The following is an 18,870-nucleotide window of genomic DNA, read 5'->3' as shown; positions in this document are numbered from 1 at the left end:
TTATATATGTAAAAAATACGACTTTTACAATCATCTGATTAATAGATGGTTTTGTCAAATTAATCTAGAATTGACATTATTCCAAGTTAGATTATTATTAGAAACATCGAGTTTTATGTTTAGGGAGTGAATTGAATGTTTAATGTATTTGTAAGAAAAGCTCAAGATGAAGATTTAGAACAAATTATCAAAGTTATCAACGATGCTAAGAATTTGATCAAAGGTAGTGGTAGTCCGCAATGGCAAGATGGTGAACCTAGTCGTACCGTTCTTGAAGAGGATTTACAAGTAGGGCGTGGCTATGTCTTGATAGTTAACGGTGAGCTAGTCGGTTATACTTGTTTGATGCAATCAGATGATCCTCATTATGAAGTTATTCAAGATGGTAGTTGGAATAATACAACTGATAAGTATGCAACGTTGCATCGTGTTGCTATTGGTGACGGCTATCGCGGCAAGCATTTGAGCGACTTCTTGATGTCAAATATGTTTACGATCGGTTATGGTTTAGGATTTAGAAATTTCCGTATCGATACACATGAAATGAACAAAGGAATGCAACATGTTTCTGAAAAATTTGGTTTCAAGTATCGTGGCATTATATACGTAGGTCCTAAGGAAGACGACCGTCGTGTGGCTTATGAATTGAATATGTAGACAAAAAATACCTCTCGAAAATATTTCGGGAGGTATTTTTTTATCTATTGTAATCATCAGCATCAGCTTTGGTAAATGCTCCGACTAATTTGTGTGGTAAATATGGTTCTTCTAAGAAGTCAACATCTTCCTTACTCAAGGTAATGTCTAAGGCGTCAACTGCATCAACTAGGTGATTCTTTTTAGTAGCACCGACGATTGGCGCCACAACTTGTGGTTTTTGTAGTAACCAAGCAAGTGCGATTTGAGCACGTTTTACTCCATATTTTTCAGCAATTTTACCAACTCGTTGAACAATTGGTTCGTCTTGATCTTCGGTTGAATCATATTTGGAACGAGCAACCTTATCAGTTTCAAAACGTTTGGTTGTGGCAGTCCAGTCTCTTGCCAAACGTCCAGAAGCTAGAGGACTATATGGTGTCACAGCAATATTCTTTTCTTCGCAAAGTGGCATCATTTCCCGTTCTTCTTCGCGGTACAACAAGTTCATGTGATTTTGCATAGAGACAAATTCTGTCCAACCGTGTTCTTTTGCGACAGCCTGAGCTTCTTCGAATTGCCAAGCAAACATTGCAGAAGCACCGATGTATCTTGCTTTTCCAGATTTTACGACATCGTGTAGAGCTTCCATCGTTTCTTCAATAGGTGTGTTGTAATCCCAACGGTGAATTATGTATAAGTCAACATAATCAGTTTGAAGACGTTTTAAACTTTGGTCGATTTGAGACATGATGGCTTTACGTGATAGGCCAGCGTAATTGGGCTTTTGTTCAGGTGTGAAAAATACTTTCGTGGCTAGGACTATTTCGTCTCGGTCAGCGTATTTCTTCAAGGCATCTCCGATAAATTTTTCACTATCTCCATGGGAATAAATATTAGCAGTGTCAAAGAAATTAATACCTAAGTCTAGTGCTGTCTTGATGACATCTTGACTCTTCTCTTCATCAATGGCCCAAGGAAACATGCCAGTTGAAGCATTACCGAATCCCATAGTGCCCAAGGCGATTCTTGAAACATCTAAGCCAGTGTTACCAAATTTTGTATATTTCATTATTGATCTTCTTTTATTTAAGTATATTTTTTAAGTTATTTGTATAAATCATATTTTTTTGATCTGCGGAAATGTTCATCTTATCGATGGCAGATACGATTTCATCGGTTGCACCATAAGGCGGAATGCCAAACGGAGCATCTGTTCCAAACAATACGTGACTGGCTCCAAAGAAGTCGACGGTTAATTCTAGTGCCTTAGAATTTCCGAGTAGGGCAGTATCAACATAGAACTTTTTGAAGTCTTTGTATTCAGTTTCAGACATCGTATATTTGATACGTTGTGAGAAGAAAGGAATCATGGCACCAGCATGATGGACGATAACTTTTAAGTCAGGGTATTTTTGGAAATAGCCTTTTTTGACGATATTGTACATTGCCTGTGTTAATTCATATTCCCAACTGAAAGTAATATTGTTGTCGTTGCGAGATTCATCAAAGACTGGATGCAACCAGATCGGAATGTTCAATTCATTTAATTTAGCAAAAATTGGTTCGTATTCATCGGAAGTGATTGGTTTGTTTAGAGCTCTAGTAAAGAGTTGAACGCCAATTAGTTCGTCATTTCTAACTACTTGTTCGTTAATAATTTTTATAGCTTCAGAGACTGAGTTCATGGGCAACATCGCTACCGCAGATACGAAAATATCATTATCTTTTACCATGGAAATCAGTTCCTCATTAGCATGACGACACAACTCAACTGACGTTTTGTCATCAACGTAGTCTTCAGGGTTTAGATTCACATTGGAAATAACTTGTTTAACATCAGAGGCTAAGCCAGCCTTTATTTTCTCAATATTAGTTAGTACATCATTGTGTAAATAAGGATTCTTAGCTAATAAATTATTATCAAATTTTTGCATACGATTGTAAAAATTTACAGGTAGTACATGTGCGAATACGTCAATTTTAGTCATATGATTAGTTACTCCCTTCAATACTTAACATGATATACCTTGAAGTTAACTTCAAGCCAATAGAAAAAAGCAATTATTCCATATGACTTTCCCATGAACCTTTTGTTTCAACGGTAGTTGCATCGGCTAATGATTCAAGTTGTGTGATCTCATCATTAGTCAATTGAATATTAGTAGCTTGCTTTGTTTCAGCAATGTATTTTTCTTTAGTTACACCGATAATTGGTAGGGTGTTTTTGTTGATAGCCCAGGCCTCAGCAATCTGTGCAGCAGAGGCATTGTACTTTTTACCAATTCCAGTTAGCCCGTTTGTAAGAGCTTCTAGTTCTGGCAACATCTTGTTATATTTGTCAGCTCTAGCACTACCAGCGGGTAGTGGGTTCTTAGTGTTATATCTGCCACTGAGTGCACCTTGTTCCAAAACCATGTATGAGAAGAAGTCAATGTTGTTTTCGTTACAATAATCGATAATACCAGCTTCTTCAGATGAACGATATAACAGGCTGTAGTGATTTTGAATAGCTGAAATACTGATACCTTCTGGTTGTAGGATACTATTTGCTAATTTGATTTCATCAAGGTTGTGATTTGAAACGCCGACACGTTTGATCTTGCCGCTCTTAACTAAGGGAATCAATTGTGGTGTCCATTTTTTAACGTCAGCTGGATTATGGATCCAGTAAATATCAATGTAGTCAGTGTTCAATCGTTTCAAACTTGCTTCTAACATATTGGCGACGGGTGTGTCACTGTTGTCGGCCATTTGTGGTGTGAACTTGGTTGAAAGGATATAGTCTTCACGCTTGTAATCCTTCAGTAATTCACCAACAAAGTTTTCTGAAATGCCCATTCCGTAGGCAGTTGCTGTATCCCAGAGGTTTAAACCAGAATTCATTGCAGCATCGACGACTGGCTTTAAGTCAGATGTTGTTAAGGCGTCACCGAAGACATCTTGTGATCCCCAGGCCCATGTTCCTAGTGCTACTTTTGGTAAGTTTGTATTAGTCATTTAATATTCTCCCTGAACTGTTTTTGATAGGTTCATAGTAATTTATATTCTAAAGGTTGTACAATACTTATAATAAATTGTTAAAAATGCTTTGAAGGCATTAATTATAAAAAATCATTTATCCATCTATAGGAGAGTAATTATGGAAATTAGGGTTTTAAAATATTTTCTAGCTGTGGCTCGTGAAGAGAATATTACACGTGCTGCTGATAGATTGAATATTACCCAGCCAACACTTTCGCGGCAGCTCAAGCAATTGGAAGACGAATTGGGAGTTAAGTTGTTTGAACGAAATAAACATCGAATCTCTCTGACTAACGATGGGTTATTGCTACGAAGACGAGCTCAAGAAATCGTAAATCTCTCTGAAAAAACTAAGAATGAAGTTTCTCATAGTAATGAAGAATTATCGGGTGATATCGCAATTGGTTGTGGCGAACTGCGAAGCTTTGATGACCTAGCCAAAACTATAAAACTGTTTCAAGAATTACATCCCAATGTTTCCTTTAATATTTATAGTGGTAATTCTGAAAATATCAAGGAATTAATGAGTCAAGGATTATTAGAATTAGGTCTCCTCATGGAGCCTGTGCAAATTGGGAAATATGACTTTGTCCGAATGAGTACTGATGAAGAGTGGGGAGTATTAGTAAAGAAGTCTTCGGAATTAGCGCAGATGGAATCTGTAACAGCGGATGATGTCAAAAGTTATCCGTTGATTTTGCCAGCTAGAGTTGAGGTAAATCATGAAATACTAAATTGGTTGAATGCTGATATGGACGATATTAATGTGGTATCTAGATACAATCTTATCTATAACAGTACAAGGTTGGTGCTGAGTGGGGTTGGAGTAGCACTCTGTTTGAAACTAGATAATGGCTATGATGATCTCCAGTTTGTTCCATTACATGATTCACCAATTTTGAGTAGTGTATTAGCCTGGCAATCCGGCCAAATCTTTTCTAAAACGACGACAGCGTTTATTGAATTTGCCAAGAAATACCTAAAAGGCATTTAGTTATGTTTCAAATAGGTATTAGACATGCTCAAACTTGACACCCATAATCTAATCATGGCATTAGATATTTTGGAGGATAGTTTGATGAATAAACAAGAAGTAAGTCAAAAATATAATATTCCAGTGGATCTGTTGCTTGAATACGAGAAATGGCAATTATGTGATTCGGTAAAATTAGTTATCGGTGAATGGCAATATGGTGATGAAGATATTGACCGATTGAGCATGATCATGACTCTTCACGATATCGGGTTCGATAATCGGACAATCAAGAAGTATATGATAGCTTTACTAAAAGAAGACAAGTCCGCTAAGACAATGTTGTTAGCAATTATCCAAAAACAGCGAAACGACAAACTAAAGAGTATTCATGTATTGGAAGAACAATTAGAAAAATTAGATAATTTGAGAAGCAAAGTTCAAATATAAATTCTGGAGCGTATTAAATGACGCTCCTTTTTTGTATAATAAATAAGTCAAAAATCAAATATATCAGGGAGTTGATTTTATTGGACAATCAAGAGAGAAAATCTTGGTGGGGTGCACCAAGAAAGATTACTGATTCGATTCAAGATCGGAAAATATCTTGGCTTGAATTATTCTCAGATTTAATTTACGTCGTTATTATTCATAGTTTCGTGGAAAATTTAACAGAGCATTTTAGTTTGACAGGTTTTGTAACTTTTTGGGTATTATTCCTATTCTTTTTTAATACCTGGACGAACATGGTACTTTATTTTGACCTTCATGGTGAGAATAATTTGCGGAATGTTTTCTTCGCATTACTGCAGATTGTAGCAATTGCCATTACAGCCACATTTACTGGAGACTTCTTCAAAGGCAATTACACAGGTTTTATTTTGTCATATTCGTTTAACCAGTTGATCTATATGTATTTATATTTGAAGACGATGATTAGTGATCCATTACATGCAACAACTACGCGACCATTTTTGATCAGTTATGTTGTTGGTGAAATCATCTTTATCGGTAGTATTTTTGTACCGAGTTTAGCTTTACAACAAGGGATGATTATTTTTAGTTTGTTGATATTTATCAGCACAGTTATGTTGGAGAGCAGTAATTTTGATAAAGAATTCAACCTGCGTAAGATTCCATTTGAACTCAATTCGGCGGTCCTTGAACGTTATGGATTATTCACGATGATCGTTTTGGGTGAATCACTTGCCGGAATAATTGAACATATGACTGAGGAGCATGCACATTTTGTTGATTATAGTCATTTTGTTCTTGCCATGCTTTGTATCATCGGTACATGGATGATTTATTACACAATGATGGATGAACGTAAGATTATCGCCAATCATTATTGGCCTATTTCGTTATTTAGAGGGATCCACAGATTTATGATTGCCTGTTTAATACTACAGTCATTTTTTATTGCTAGAACGATTGAAGAATATTCAGCAATATATTTTCAAGGCTTGGTGTTAGTTACGGGGTTAGTTTTAATTTCACTTTTAGTTTTGTCCAGGTGGAGTTTGTTTAATCCAGAACCATTGTCGAATATAGAAACTCGAGTTATTGGCTTGGCCGCTGTGGTTATTCTCTTGATGAGTCTTGTTCAAATATCAATTGGGCTAGTTGTGATCGATGTTGTTCTATTAGGAATTGGAGTTTGGGATTGGGCACAAAAATAGCCCGTATTTACTATGTAAATACAGGCTTTTTTGCGCGCTTAAACTGCAAATTTGAGTAATTTTATAGTTATGTCACAGTCGATATTATCTGCGACTTAATTTGACGACTGTTTCAACGTGAGGAGTCTGTGGGAACATATCAACTGGTTGTAAGTAATCAACACGATATTTATTAGTTAAACGTGTTAGATCTTTGGCCAAAGTTGATGGGTTACAGGAGACGTAAACTAACTTCTCAGGACGATGACGCAATAAAGTGTCAATTAGTTTACTATCCAAGCCGGTACGTGGAGGATCGACGATAACGGCATTTGGCTTAATGTTATCAGTTAATAGTTCTGGGTAAACTTGATCCACGGAACCAACGTAATAATCAGCATTGTCAATATCGTTCAGTTCAGCGTTTTTCTTAGCGTCAGCGATAGCTTCGGGAATAATTTCAATTCCGTAGACATGACTAACTTTTTTGGCAATAGTGATACCGATCGTACCAACACCACAGTAAGCATCGAGAAGAATATCACGTTCTTCAGGATTCAAGGCTTTTGTCGCAATGTCATACAACTTATCAGTTTGAAGTGAATTCAATTGTAAGAAGGCACGTGGTGACAGGTTGAAGACATAACCATTGATGTCTTCCTGAAGATATTCGTCACCCCAGACCAGACGTGTTTCGTCGCCCCAGACACTACCTTTATCATCAGTGTTGATATTTTGAGAAATGGAACTGACTTCAGGAATTTGTTCTTTGATTTTTTCAGTTAGTTGATGTTCTTTTAAGAACTTCTTGGTACGAGTGATGAAGGTAACTTGCAATTTGTTGAATTCAACTGATTGGCGAATTACTATCATACGCAAGATACCAGATTTACCTTCGGGATTGTAAACAGGAATTCCTAGTTCCTTGATGATACCAACTATTTTACGCATTGTTTCCATAGTTAGATCCATCTGCGTGGGCATTTCTTCAAGATCAACTAATTTTTGTGTTCCATCTTTATAAAGACCACAAAGAATTTTTCCATCTATTTCTTGAATTGGAAACTGAGCCTTGTTACGGTACTTTTCTTGTTGAGGTGATGCGATAGTTGGTCTGATATTGTAGTGTTCGTAAGCGTAAGGTCGGTATTTTTCGATTGATTCACGAAGAATATCAGCCTTGAATTTCAATTGATCCTCATACTTGATATGTGCGAATTCCAATCCACCGACTTCACTGGCAAGTTCGGGTGTTTCAGGATTACGAAAAGGACTTTCAGTTCTGATTTTGTGGATTTTACCATTCAAAAATTTTGGATGAACATCAGTGATTTCACAGACGATAACATCTTCAGGTACGGCCTTAGGTACGAAGACGATGACATGCTTGAAGAAACCAATTCCTTCACCATTGATTCCGATTCGTTTGATTGTAAGTGGGAAACGGTCGCCCACTGCTAGTTCTTCAGTTATATTGTTATCCATTAGATTTTTCCTTTTTTAAAATATGCGATAAACTCTATACTAGAGTATAACATGTGAGGTAATTATATATTGGCAAAGGTAACTAAAATACAAGCTCAAAAAAGAAAAGGGCGCTACAATGTTTATCTTGATGGAGAATATGCTTTCCCAGTCGGAGAAACAACACTAGTAGATTTTCGATTGATGAATGGTGTTGAACTTGATGATAAGCAGATTAAAGAAATCGAATCGCGAGAGAACACTAATAAGGCATACGGTGATGCCGTAAATTATTTGAGCTACCAATTAAGAACTGAAAAAGAAATGCGGGATTATTTGTATAAGAAAGAATATGGTTCACCAGTTATCTATTCAGTTATGGAACGATTAGCAAAGCTTAATTATCTAGATGATGAAGCCTATGCGACAAGTTTTATTAATACACAATTGAATACGACTGCTAATGGTCCCAAAATTATTCAGCAAAAAATGGTTCAAAAAGGTGTTCCAGCAAACATCATTGAAGATAAGTTGGCTGAAGTTGATGAGGACCGATTGTTAGAGAATGCGACAGAGTTTGCTAGTAAGCAGATTAGAAAACAACGTCACAAATCTTTTCAACAGATGATGACTAAGCTCAAGCAAAGTTTGTATCAAAAAGGATACAGCGGTGATATAGTGAGTCAGGCAATTGATGATTTGGACTTGGAACGTGACGATGACACTGAAGAAGAAAATCTAGTTGCGATGATCAATAAGGTTCAACATCGCTATGACAATCCGTCCAAGTTGATTCATTATTTGATGAGCAAAGGATATCGATATGATGCCATCAAAAAGGCTTTGAGTAATGAGAATTAAAGACTTAGTTTTTGTCTGGTTTCTAAATATATTATCGAGTTAATAATTAGTTAAAATGGGAGAATCCATGAAGAAGAAAACGGGTGAGTTTGAGATTATGGAATTTCAAGGGAAAAAATTTTCGGGATTGGCTTTGAATTCTTATGAAGGTGAGGAGCAACTGGAAGAGTTTCTAATGATATTTAGAAAGACCTATGTTCAAGAATTTGACAAAAATATTGACGAAATCAGATTTATTAATAACTTAAATAAAGTTTCAAATAAATCGATATATACGATGCAAGTTCATAATTCTGATAAAACTATTAATAACTTTTTATATGAACAAGACACCTTAATTACTCCGACGGTTGAGAATGTGATATCATATAATACCAATGCACAAGCGATATACCAAGAAGAAGGAACATATGGTATTGAAGGTGTTTCAGACTTAAACCATATTGCTTATACTGTTGACATGGTCAGAGATTCTGTACGATTTGGTGAAGATCAATTACCAACTATTGCATATAAGGCAGCGTATATTTGGTTTAAGATTGCCAAATTTCAAGCATTCAAAAATGGTAATAAACGAACAGCTATGGTATCTGCTTTAGTATTCCTACATTCCAATAGTTATAATTTTCAATTTAAGAATGGAATCAAGGATGAACTAATTAATATGTCTCAGAGAATTGCCCAATTTAAAGAGACTGATAAAGAAGCCTTAGATCTTATACATGAATATTTATTGGATAATGTTGTTTTGAATTTGAATAATCGAGAATGGAAATTTTTAGAAAAATTGAGTGATTAGAAACTAATTGAATGGAGATGTTAGAAATGTTACAAAAAAGGGATTTCAATGTGGTATTTGAAGCAGACATAAAAGAGAATAAAAGATCCAAAGCCGAAGAAGAGGCAATTCTTAAAGATAGCAAAGATAAAGTATTCTCAAACCCAGAAGTACTTGCGGCACTCAAAGAACTATCAAAAATGTAATAACTTAAGCACCTACCATTAACTTGGCAGGTGCTTTTTAGTACGTAATATCTTTTAATTGTTTCACAGCTCTGTTATAATTTTTCGTGAACAAGAAGTGGAAAGCCGGGTAATTTATGCAGATACCTAAAGAAGGAGATTACGTGGCAATCCAGAGTTATAAGCATGATGGTCATTTACATCGTACTTGGCGTGAAACAATGGTGTTAAAGACAAGTGAGAACGAGATAATCGGCTGTAATGAGAATACTCTTGTTACTGAATCTGATGGTCGTCGTTGGGTAACTAGAGAACCGGCACTGGTTTATTTTCATAAGCATTACTGGTTCAACATTATTACCATGATACGAGAGAGCGGAGTTTCATATTACTGCAATCTAGCGACACCGTTTGCTTTAGACAAAGAGGCCATTAAATATATTGATTATGATTTGGATGTAAAGGTCTTTCCTGATGGAGAGAAGCGCTTATTGGATGTGGACGAATATGCTGCACATAGTAAGTACTGGAATTATCCACCAGAAATAGATACGATTTTACATCGCAATGTCGACGTTCTAATTGATTGGATCGATAAAGGTAAGGGACCATTTTCTCAGGCCTATGTTGATCTTTGGATGCAGAGATATAAAGAACTGTCACACCATTAATTATTGGATTGTCCGATAAATAAAAAGAAGCTAAGACTATTTAAAGTCTTAGCTTCTTTTTTGAGTTTTTCGTATGTGGTGGTTATTTATTTTATACTGTCTTTTTCGTCATTAAGTGAAATACCAGATAAGAAATCTTTAATACGTTGTGTTGGGTGGTTGAAGAATTCCTTCGTATCACCATCATATAGTTTCTTACCGTCTTCAATGAAGACGATCTTGTCAGAAACAAGTCGGGCAAATTCCATATTATGTGTAACGATGATCATTGATTGACCTTGTTCACATAATTTTTCAAGAATACGCAGTACCTGTGTTTCAAGCTCTGGATCAAGCGCACTAGTGGGTTCATCTAACAAAATATATTCAGGATGCATTGCTAAAGCTCTGCAAATTGAAATACGTTGTTGTTGTCCACCAGATAATTGACTAGGATAACGATCTTCGAGTCCTTCGAGCCCAACTTCTTTTAATAATTGCTTGGCTAGTAATTCAGTGTCTGATTTTGAACGTTTCAATACAGTTATTGGTGCAGTCGTGATATTGTTCAAAACTGTTAAATTAGGGAACAAGTTCCAATTTTGAAAAACCATACTGGTCTTACGTCTTAGATTAAAACTATCTTTTTTGGAAATAGGCTTGCTGTAGTCAATTTCGAGATCAGGAAAATCAACAGTTCCGCTTTCGGGACGAACTAACATGTCTAGTGAACGTAATAGTGTTGATTTACCAGAACCAGAAGGTCCTAAGATAACAGTTGTTTTGCCATCAGGGAAGTCAACTGAGATGTCATTCAAAACGGTTTTTCCTTCGTATTGCTTATTGATATGTTTTACCGAAATCATTAGTTTTGACCTCCCTTAACGTATTTAGATGTACGGCGTTCTAAGTAGTGTTGTAGCCAGCTTAGAAGTGAGCAGACAATTGCATATAGTGCGGCTGCCAATGTGTACATTAATAGTGGTTGATAATTCTTGGCTGTGATCTGTTGACTGACCTGAAACATTTCCAAGATAGTGATCGAACTGGCCAATGAAGTATCTTTAACTAAACCAATAAATGAATTAGATAGTGGAGGCAACGCAATTCTGACAGCTTGTGGAAGAACAATCTTCATCAGTGTTTGACGAGTAGTGAAGTTCAAAGTATAGGCTGCATCCCATTGGTCTTGAGGCACAGATAAGAGCGCTGAACGAATGGTTTCAGATGCGTATGCACCAGTGTTAAGTGAGAATCCAATGACGGCGGCTAAGAAAGCTGGCAGTTGAATTCCGACGCTAGGTAATCCAAAGAAGATAATGAATAATTGAACTAGCAATGGAGTAGAACGGAATAGCCAAACGTAGAAATTGGCAATAGCTCGTAATACCAACCAAGGATAGCGTAATGCTTTGTTTTCACTAGGTTCAATGAACTTGATCAGTGCTGTTAGAACAGCCAAGATAAGTCCGAAGATGAACGAAATAATGGCTAATGGAATAGTGAATTGAAGCATAGCCCCAACCATTTCCGGCAGTGATGAAACAATTATGTGCCACATGAAACGAAAACCCCTCTCAAAAATCTATTAATTATAAATATTTATTTTTTTGTAATATCCTCACCGAAGTATTTGATCGATAACTTCTTCATAGTTCCGTCTTTGTAAAGTTTCTTCATAGCCTTATTAACGTCACCACGAAGCTTGGTTGATTTCTTATTGTAGATTGGAGCAATTTTTGATGCGGCAATGTACTTAGATGAAATAACTTGGTACTTAAGGTCGGTGTTTTTGTGATCTTTCTCCCATGTTAAGAAAGCTTCTTTTGAATTAACAGCAGCTTCAACACGTCCTTGATCAATCATTGACATTGATGTTTGAAAATCAGCTGATGGAACGATGTCAGCACCGTATTTCTCTGCCTTGTTGTAATTATCAGTACCAGTACCTGCAGCAACTTTCTTGCCCTTAATGTCAGTAATATTCTTGATATCAGTGTTATCCTTTTTCATGATCAAAGCTGATCTTGAATAAATATAAGGTGTTGAGAATATATATTGTTTCTCACGTGACTTATTCATCGCAACGTTATTGATAACAACGTCGAATGTATTTGAGTTCAAACCAGCGATAAGTGAATCCCATTTAGTAGGAACGAACTTAGCCTTCATACCCATTTCTTTAGCGATGTCTTTACCAAGGTCAACCTCAAATCCCTTTAGTTTGCCATCTTCACGGTATGAATAAGGTGCATATGTACCCTCAAGCCCGATTGTTAATGTTCCTTTTGTCTTAGTAGTTGCTTGGCTACTGTTACTTGAGCATCCTGTAAGGATAAGTACCAATGCAGCAATTGTAGATAAAAGTAAAATAATTCTTTTCTTCATATTAAAAACTCTCCCCATATAAAATTATCATTTTCTATTCTCTCATAACTTTGTGCTTGTTTGAAAAGATTTGACTTTTAAAAATTAAATAAATCAGTTGATAGATATCGTTCTCCGTTATCTGGAGCAACTGTAACCACTTTCTTGCCTTTGCCAAGCTTTTTGGCGATTTGAATGGCACCGTAAATGTTTGCACCAGATGAAATACCTGGTAGGAAGCCTTCTTGGTGACTCACTTCTTGAGCTGTCTTGATAGCATTGTCACTACTTACTTCAATAATATCTGAATAAGAATCTTGATCCAATGTGTCGGGAATCATACCAGCACTGATACCCTGAATTTTATGTGGACCAGTTTTTCCTTCCTTTAGTAGTGGGGACTCAGCAGCTTCAAGTGCGAAAATTTTAACGTCAGGATATGCTTTGGTCAATGCGTGACTAACACCTGAAAGAGTACCACCAGTACCAACGCCGGCAACAAAGGCATCTACTTTGTCGTCACCGAAAGCATCAACAATTTCTTTTCCGGTTGTTTTCTCATGAATAGCAGGATTAGCGGGATTCTTAAATTGCATAGGTAGGAAGTAGCCTTTTTCGTCAGCCAAGTTTTGTGCTCGTTTGATGGCACCTCCCATGCCTTCGCTACCAGGTGTAAGAACTAATTCTGTACCGTAACCCTGCATCAGCTTGCGACGTTCAATACTCATTGTGTCAGGCATCATGATGATTAGGTGGTACCCTTTAGCAGCTGCGACTAACGAAAGCCCAATGCCAGTATTGCCAGAAGTAGGTTCCACGATTGTATCGCCAGGTTTGATTTTGCCAGCACTTTCGGCATCCTCGATCATAGCCAAGGCAATTCTATCTTTGATAGAACTACCAGGATTGAAGAACTCAAGCTTGACATACACGTCAGCGGCATCTTCAGGTACAACATTGTTTAACTTAACGATAGGTGTGTTTCCGATTAATTCTGTTATATTTTCAGCAATTTTTGTCATGATTTTTTTCTCCTAAGATTTAATTAATTTGGTTTCCGTAACGCAATTCAACCAGTTACTGAAGAATTGTTTTTGTGTTTCCTTCCAAGTAAACATTGGATGATGGTCGATCGGTGAGTAGTAATTGTTAGCAGGGAAGGCCTCAGGGACTTTGCCACTATTCATTTCGCGATGATATTCATCATCTAGACCACTCTGTGGATATTCAAGATGTGAGAAAACAAATGTTTGTGGTCTAGTAGTCGATTCTACCAATGTAAGCAAGCCGTTCTCACTAATAGCTTTGGTTTCCAATTCACTATTAAAGTCGAGATCTTGGTGATTCATTTCGGCATAACGTGCATGTGGAGCAGGAAATTCATTTTTAATATCTTTGAGGAAGCAGGAGTCGTTGATAATATTATTTTGATAAACTCCAAAGGTTTTGTGTGGTAAAATATTTTTTCTAATTTGGTAGAAGTGATTAAGGGCAGCCATGGCGCCCCAACAGACGTAGAGCTGCGGGATATTCAGTTCATCGAGTTGGTCTAACAAGTTATTAATTTCTTGATTGTAAGTAACTTGAGCAAAATCAAGTTGTTCAACTGGACTTCCAGTTATGATAAAACCATCAAGCTGTTTGACCTCGATCAAGTTGAGAGGCTTCATAGTTGAAGTTATTTCTGGAGCAAGAACTCTATCGTTATATCGAGTAGCTGAATAATAAAAAATTAATTCTACGTCCTTATTTTTTAAGACATGTTCAAAATTATGATTAGTTTCAATTTTGTCTTTCATTAAATTTAAAATTCCAATTCTAGTATGTTCCACGACTGGCTCCTTTCTGGTAGTGGGCATAAAAAAAGGAGAGCCGACTAATGTCGACTCTCCTTGAATTTATAGTTTTCACTACGTGATTATCAATTGAGTGGTATTAGACATGTCGAAAAAGTATAGTAATTTTTAATTACTACACAACAACATGCTTGCATTTGTTTTTCATTGTTAAATTTCATCATGTCAAATACCTCCTTCAATTAAGTTGTCTCAAGATTATTATTAATTTATAGATAAGTCAAGAACTATTTCTTCTTTTTCTCAGTGTAGATTGAAAGTGTTTCGAATTCTAAGTATGATGCAAGGGTCAAGGAAATCATAAGTATCAAGACAAGCCAGCCCAAAGTTTTACCGATTATTTGTGAAAGAGTAAGTACGTGTGCGACTAAATAAATACTTCCGATGGACAAGAAAAAGTCAATGATCAAGTTAAAGCCAATGACCCACTTGCTACGTTCTAGAATGAAAAAATTGATCAATCCCTTAAGAAATTTTTGAGTGGTACTTCGATACATTATTAGAACTGGACGTTGTGCAATGACTTTGACAGCGAACATTCCGAAAGCGCCTATCAAACCTCCAGCGAGAATACGCCAGGTTAAGGCATGCAGAACTAAAGCGTTATAAGATATTCCTACGACTAGTAAGCAAACTATGTAGGGGATGATAAAAAATAGTAAATAAATAATAGAAATCTTTTTATTAGACATTACGAAAACTCCCTATGTGCAATTAACTTATATTCTATCATGAAAAACCTTTATTGTTGAAACCAATAACACCTGCTATAATGTTTTTGTCTATTTAATTTTAAATATGAAAGAGAGTGAAAGATTCAATGAGTGATGACCCGACCGGAGCGACGCTGACTGGACAGTTGATTTTTATAGTCGTGCTTACGTTCCTTAATGCTTTTTTTGCCGCTGGTGAAATGGCAATTGTTTCTGTGAATAAAACTTCCGTTGAGGAAAAAGCGAAGAATGGTAATCGTCGAGCAATTAAAATATTGCAGGCAATTAATCATCCCAATAACTTCTTATCAACTATTCAGGTTGCAATAACTTTAGCTGGTTTCCTTTCATCAGCTAGTGCAGCGACAAGTTTGACTTCTGTAATGGAAGGAGTTATTGGTAAGTTCCCTGGAAGCCGTGAACTATCTATCGTTATAATAACGGTTATCTTATCATACTTCACATTGGTGTTAGGAGAGCTTTATCCTAAGCGCATAGCGTTACATAGTCCCTACAGAGTGGCTAGTGCGACTGAACCGGTAGTTTCTATTTTTGGTAAGATCCTCAAACCATTTGTTTGGTTATTGACCGTTTCGATTGACTTATTGATGAAGATAACACCAATTGATTTTAGTCAAAAAGACGATAAAGTTACTCGTAATGAAATGATGGCTACGATTCAAAAATCACGTCAAAGTGGAACGATAAATTCTGAGGAGTATCAGATGTTACAAGGAATTGTTCGCTTTGGCGATACAACTATTCGTGAGATCATGGTGCCAAGGATTGATACTTTCATGGTCGATATCAATGATCCCATCGATGAAACAATCGATGCGATTTTGAATCAGCCATATTCAAGAGTTCCTGTTTATGGTGGGGATAAAGATACGATCATCGGGATTGTTCATATTAAGAATTTGCTCAAAAAAGCTCGTGAATCTGGATTCGATAATATTACTTTAAAAGATATTATGACCGATCCACTCTTTGTTCAAGAATCTACTAATATCGATGCTGTCTTAGTTAAGATGCGTAGTACACAAACGCAGATTGCAATGGTAGTTGATGAATATGGTGGAATCGTTGGTTTGGCTACGATTGAAGATATTATTGAAGAGATCGTAGGTGAGATCGATGATGAATATGATGAAGTTACTACTAATTATCAACGTATCAGTTCTCACAAGTATTCTGTCATTGGCCGTTTATCTTTGGAAGACTTCAATGATTTGTTTATGGAAGAATTAGATGCTGAAGATGTTGATACGATTGCTGGATATTTGATTGCCAATATTGGTGAAATTCCGGATGAAAATCATCCTAAGTCATTTACGCTCAAAGACGGAGTTGTCCTTACTTCTGGTGAAATGAATGGTTCAAGAATTGAAAAAGTTCTTGTAACTCTTCCGGATAATAAAACCAAAAGTGTTATGGCAAATACGTTAAAAAAAGTTAATTAATCTGAAGGCGATATTTAGTCTCGCCTTCTTTTATTGCAATTTATACTAGGAGATATTATGGATCAAAAAAAATTAGAAAATGAAGTAAGCAAACGTCGTACTTTCGCTATCATTTCTCACCCGGATGCTGGTAAAACTACGATCACTGAACAAATGCTCTACTTTGGTGGAGTTATTCGTTCTGCAGGTACTGTTAAAGCTAAAAAATCTGGTCAATTCGCAACTAGTGACTGGATGGAGATCGAAAAGAAACGTGGAATCTCTGTAACAAGTTCTGTTATGCAATTCCATTATCATGATAAAGATGTTAATATCCTGGATACACCAGGACATGAGGATTTCTCTGAAGATACTTATCGTACTTTGATGGCTGTTGATGCAGCTGTCATGGTAATTGATTCAGCTAAAGGTATTGAACCTCAAACAAAAAAGCTATTTAAAGTTGTTAAAAAACGTGGTATTCCTATTTTTACATTCATGAATAAGTTAGATCGTGATGGTCGTGATCCACTTGATCTCATTGCTGAATTGGAAGACTTACTTAATATTGAAGGCTGTGCAATGAACTGGCCTATTGGTATGGGTAAGGAATTGAAGGGCCTGTATGATATTTCTAATGATCGCGTTGAGTTATATCGTAAGGATGGCGATGATAAGTATTTGCCGTTAGATGCAAATGGCAAGTTGCCTGCTGGCAATGACCTTGAAGGTGAAGGGGTGTACGATCAAGCTGTTGGTGAAGTGGACTTGATCAAGGAAGCTGGTAATACTTTTGATATTGAAAAAGTTCAAGCCGGTGACCAAACACCAGTCTTCTTCGGTTCAGCCTTGACGAACTTCGGCGTACAAACATTCTTGGATGCTTTCCTTGATATGGCACCAGCTCCTGCTGAACATAAGATTCAAAATAGTGATGAGATCGTTAAACCAGATGATCCTGAGTTCTCAGCCTTTGTTTTCAAGATCCAAGCAAATATGAATCCTAATCATCGTGATAGAATCGCCTTTGTTAGAATTTGCTCAGGCGAATTCGAAAAGGGAATGGACGTTACGTTGCAGAGGACAGGCAAAGTTATGCGTTTGAACAATGCGACTGAATTTATGTCTGACCAAAGAGAACAAGTAAAAACTGCCGTTGCTGGTGATATTGTTGGTTTGTACGATACAGGTAATTTCCAAATAGGTGATACGATTTATTCAGGTAAAAAAGCTGTTCAATTCGAAGATTTGCCACAATTTACACCAGAAATGTTTATGCAAGTTCAAGCTAAAAATGTTATGAAGCAAAAATCTTTCCACAAGGGTATGCAACAACTTGTGCAAGAAGGAGCTGTTCAGTTGTATAGAACTTATACAACTAATGACTACATTCTTGGTGCTGTTGGTCAATTGCAGTTTGAAGTTTTCCAATTCCGGATGAAAAATGAATACAACTGTGACGTTGAGATGAATCCAATTGGTTCGAGAACCGCACGTTGGATCGATCCAGAACAACTAGACGCATCGATGTCATCAACTAGAAACATGTTGGTTAAGGATATGGATGATCAACCATTGTTCTTGTTCGAAAATAGATTTGCTGAAAACTGGTTTACAAATAAGTACCCAGATGTTAAATTAACTTCAAAATTATAGAATGTATTTAAAAAAGTTTCCTCAAAAGAGGAAACTTTTTTTATTCGTATTCAGTTCTTAGGATAGAGTAAACCGCCTCATCACATATTCCGTTGTTGTTGTACCCACGACTACGTAGGATACCTTCGAAACTCATGCCACTTTTGTGCATAACTCTGCCAGAATTGGGATTGTCACAATCATGACAGGCGTCAATTCGATTTACGTCGGTATTATCGAAGAAAAATTTAATTATATTTTTTAGTGCTTCAGTTGTGTATCTGTTGTGCCACCATTTTTTGCCGATTACATAACCAATTTCAACTGAATTTACTTTATCTGAAAAATCAACAGCAGAGATAGTACCAATCAATTCATTCGTTTCTTTAATGACTATTCCCCAATCGTATGTACAAAGGTCGCTATATGATTTTGTACGATAGTCCAAAAAAGCATACGATTGGTCGATAGAATCGTATGCTGGCCATGATAAGAATTTGGTAACATCCGGATCACTAGCCCAATTATCGTACATTTGTTGTGCATCATTGAGATTTAATTTTCGCAGTAAAAGACGTTTCGTCTCAAGTGGAATTGTACCAACGTTATTCATGGTCAAGCACCA

At 36.5% G+C, this 18,870-nt stretch carries 21 protein-coding genes; 10 read left to right on the top strand and 11 right to left on the bottom strand.

Annotation, left to right across the window (positions count from 1 at the left end):
- Positions 1 to 135: 135 nt before the first annotated feature.
- Positions 136 to 657 (top strand): GNAT family N-acetyltransferase, encoded by a 522-nt coding sequence (locus tag EKM68_RS01005; RefSeq protein ID WP_125587806.1) that lies wholly within the window; start codon positions 136 to 138, stop codon positions 655 to 657.
- Between the two features lie 40 nt (positions 658 to 697).
- Here the strand turns inward: EKM68_RS01005 and EKM68_RS01000 are convergent, their stop codons facing one another.
- From EKM68_RS01000 to EKM68_RS00990, 3 genes are all read right to left on the bottom strand, one after another.
- Positions 698 to 1,708 (bottom strand): aldo/keto reductase, encoded by a 1,011-nt coding sequence (locus tag EKM68_RS01000; protein ID WP_125587805.1) that lies wholly within the window; start codon positions 1,706 to 1,708, stop codon positions 698 to 700.
- A gap of 13 nt (positions 1,709 to 1,721) precedes the next feature.
- Positions 1,722 to 2,627 (bottom strand): amidohydrolase family protein, encoded by a 906-nt coding sequence (locus EKM68_RS00995; protein ID WP_125587804.1) that lies wholly within the window; start codon positions 2,625 to 2,627, stop codon positions 1,722 to 1,724.
- 73 nt (positions 2,628 to 2,700) lie between these two features.
- Entirely contained in the window at positions 2,701 to 3,636 is a 936-nt protein-coding gene (locus tag EKM68_RS00990) for an aldo/keto reductase (protein WP_125587803.1), read from the bottom strand.
- Positions 3,637 to 3,778: 142 nt separating this feature from the next.
- Here EKM68_RS00990 and EKM68_RS00985 point away from each other — a divergent pair, with 142 nt between their 5' ends.
- The 3 genes from EKM68_RS00985 to EKM68_RS00975 all read left to right on the top strand — a co-directional run bounded on the left by EKM68_RS00985 (position 3,779) and on the right by EKM68_RS00975 (position 6,315).
- Positions 3,779 to 4,654 carry a LysR family transcriptional regulator gene (locus EKM68_RS00985; RefSeq protein ID WP_125587802.1) on the top strand — a complete coding sequence of 292 codons (876 nt, stop codon included), beginning with the start codon at positions 3,779 to 3,781 and terminating at the stop codon, positions 4,652 to 4,654.
- An 84-nt stretch (positions 4,655 to 4,738) separates the two neighbouring features.
- A complete protein-coding gene (locus tag EKM68_RS00980) occupies positions 4,739 to 5,083 on the top strand; it encodes a MerR family transcriptional regulator (RefSeq protein ID WP_125587801.1) in 345 nt (114 codons plus the stop codon).
- Between the two features lie 80 nt (positions 5,084 to 5,163).
- Positions 5,164 to 6,315: a low temperature requirement protein A gene (locus tag EKM68_RS00975; RefSeq protein WP_164509319.1), complete on the top strand. Its 1,152-nt coding sequence runs from the start codon at positions 5,164 to 5,166 to the stop codon at positions 6,313 to 6,315.
- A gap of 84 nt (positions 6,316 to 6,399) precedes the next feature.
- Here the strand turns inward: EKM68_RS00975 and rlmD are convergent, their stop codons facing one another.
- On the bottom strand, positions 6,400 to 7,779 hold the full coding sequence (gene rlmD / locus EKM68_RS00970; RefSeq protein WP_125587799.1) for a 23S rRNA (uracil(1939)-C(5))-methyltransferase RlmD: 1,380 nt from the start codon (positions 7,777 to 7,779) through the stop codon (positions 6,400 to 6,402).
- Between the two features lie 69 nt (positions 7,780 to 7,848).
- On the opposite strand from rlmD, the gene recX reads away from it, so the two are divergent.
- The 4 genes from recX to ntdP all read left to right on the top strand — a co-directional run bounded on the left by recX (position 7,849) and on the right by ntdP (position 10,253).
- Positions 7,849 to 8,619: a recombination regulator RecX gene (gene recX / locus EKM68_RS00965; protein ID WP_125587798.1), complete on the top strand. Its 771-nt coding sequence runs from the start codon at positions 7,849 to 7,851 to the stop codon at positions 8,617 to 8,619.
- Between the two features lie 67 nt (positions 8,620 to 8,686).
- On the top strand, positions 8,687 to 9,418 hold the full coding sequence (locus EKM68_RS00960; protein WP_164509318.1) for a type II toxin-antitoxin system death-on-curing family toxin: 732 nt from the start codon (positions 8,687 to 8,689) through the stop codon (positions 9,416 to 9,418).
- 26 nt (positions 9,419 to 9,444) lie between these two features.
- Complete coding sequence (locus EKM68_RS13525; protein ID WP_164509317.1) at positions 9,445 to 9,603, top strand: hypothetical protein; 159 nt, start codon at positions 9,445 to 9,447, stop codon at positions 9,601 to 9,603.
- Positions 9,604 to 9,719: 116 nt separating this feature from the next.
- Entirely contained in the window at positions 9,720 to 10,253 is a 534-nt protein-coding gene (ntdP, locus tag EKM68_RS00955) for a nucleoside tri-diphosphate phosphatase (RefSeq protein ID WP_025023143.1), read from the top strand.
- An 86-nt stretch (positions 10,254 to 10,339) separates the two neighbouring features.
- Here ntdP and EKM68_RS00950 read toward each other — a convergent pair whose 3' ends face one another.
- From EKM68_RS00950 to EKM68_RS00925, 6 genes are all read right to left on the bottom strand, one after another.
- The gene (locus EKM68_RS00950; RefSeq protein ID WP_125587796.1) at positions 10,340 to 11,098 is read right to left on the bottom strand and encodes an amino acid ABC transporter ATP-binding protein; all 759 of its coding nucleotides are present in this window, start codon (positions 11,096 to 11,098) and stop codon (positions 10,340 to 10,342) included.
- Entirely contained in the window at positions 11,098 to 11,793 is a 696-nt protein-coding gene (locus EKM68_RS00945; protein WP_125587795.1) for an amino acid ABC transporter permease, read from the bottom strand. Before EKM68_RS00945 ends, EKM68_RS00950 begins: the two co-directional genes overlap by 1 nt.
- Before the next feature lie 41 nt (positions 11,794 to 11,834).
- Positions 11,835 to 12,620 carry a transporter substrate-binding domain-containing protein gene (locus EKM68_RS00940; protein WP_125587794.1) on the bottom strand — a complete coding sequence of 262 codons (786 nt, stop codon included), beginning with the start codon at positions 12,618 to 12,620 and terminating at the stop codon, positions 11,835 to 11,837.
- A gap of 77 nt (positions 12,621 to 12,697) precedes the next feature.
- The gene (gene cysK, locus EKM68_RS00935; RefSeq protein ID WP_125587793.1) at positions 12,698 to 13,621 is read right to left on the bottom strand and encodes a cysteine synthase A; all 924 of its coding nucleotides are present in this window, start codon (positions 13,619 to 13,621) and stop codon (positions 12,698 to 12,700) included.
- Between the two features lie 12 nt (positions 13,622 to 13,633).
- The gene (locus EKM68_RS00930; protein WP_125587792.1) at positions 13,634 to 14,431 is read right to left on the bottom strand and encodes a homoserine O-acetyltransferase/O-succinyltransferase family protein; all 798 of its coding nucleotides are present in this window, start codon (positions 14,429 to 14,431) and stop codon (positions 13,634 to 13,636) included.
- Between the two features lie 251 nt (positions 14,432 to 14,682).
- The gene (locus EKM68_RS00925; protein WP_125587791.1) at positions 14,683 to 15,147 is read right to left on the bottom strand and encodes a hypothetical protein; all 465 of its coding nucleotides are present in this window, start codon (positions 15,145 to 15,147) and stop codon (positions 14,683 to 14,685) included.
- 128 nt (positions 15,148 to 15,275) lie between these two features.
- Here EKM68_RS00925 and EKM68_RS00920 point away from each other — a divergent pair, with 128 nt between their 5' ends.
- Together EKM68_RS00920 and EKM68_RS00915 are read left to right on the top strand one after the other, a co-directional pair.
- Complete coding sequence (locus tag EKM68_RS00920) at positions 15,276 to 16,631, top strand: hemolysin family protein (protein ID WP_125587858.1); 1,356 nt, start codon at positions 15,276 to 15,278, stop codon at positions 16,629 to 16,631.
- A 57-nt stretch (positions 16,632 to 16,688) separates the two neighbouring features.
- On the top strand, positions 16,689 to 18,266 hold the full coding sequence (locus EKM68_RS00915) for a peptide chain release factor 3 (RefSeq protein ID WP_125587790.1): 1,578 nt from the start codon (positions 16,689 to 16,691) through the stop codon (positions 18,264 to 18,266).
- 40 nt (positions 18,267 to 18,306) lie between these two features.
- Here EKM68_RS00915 and EKM68_RS00910 read toward each other — a convergent pair whose 3' ends face one another.
- Positions 18,307 to 18,858, bottom strand: coding sequence for a GNAT family N-acetyltransferase (locus tag EKM68_RS00910; protein ID WP_125587789.1), 552 nt, complete (start codon positions 18,856 to 18,858; stop codon positions 18,307 to 18,309).
- Between the last annotated feature and the right edge of the window lie 12 nt (positions 18,859 to 18,870).

The organism is Companilactobacillus jidongensis, from assembly GCF_003946575.1.
Taxonomy (GTDB): Bacteria; Bacillota; Bacilli; order Lactobacillales; family Lactobacillaceae; genus Companilactobacillus; species Companilactobacillus jidongensis.
The sequence above is the reverse complement of the archived record's forward strand: the minus strand, read 5'-3'. Positions and strand labels throughout refer to the sequence as shown.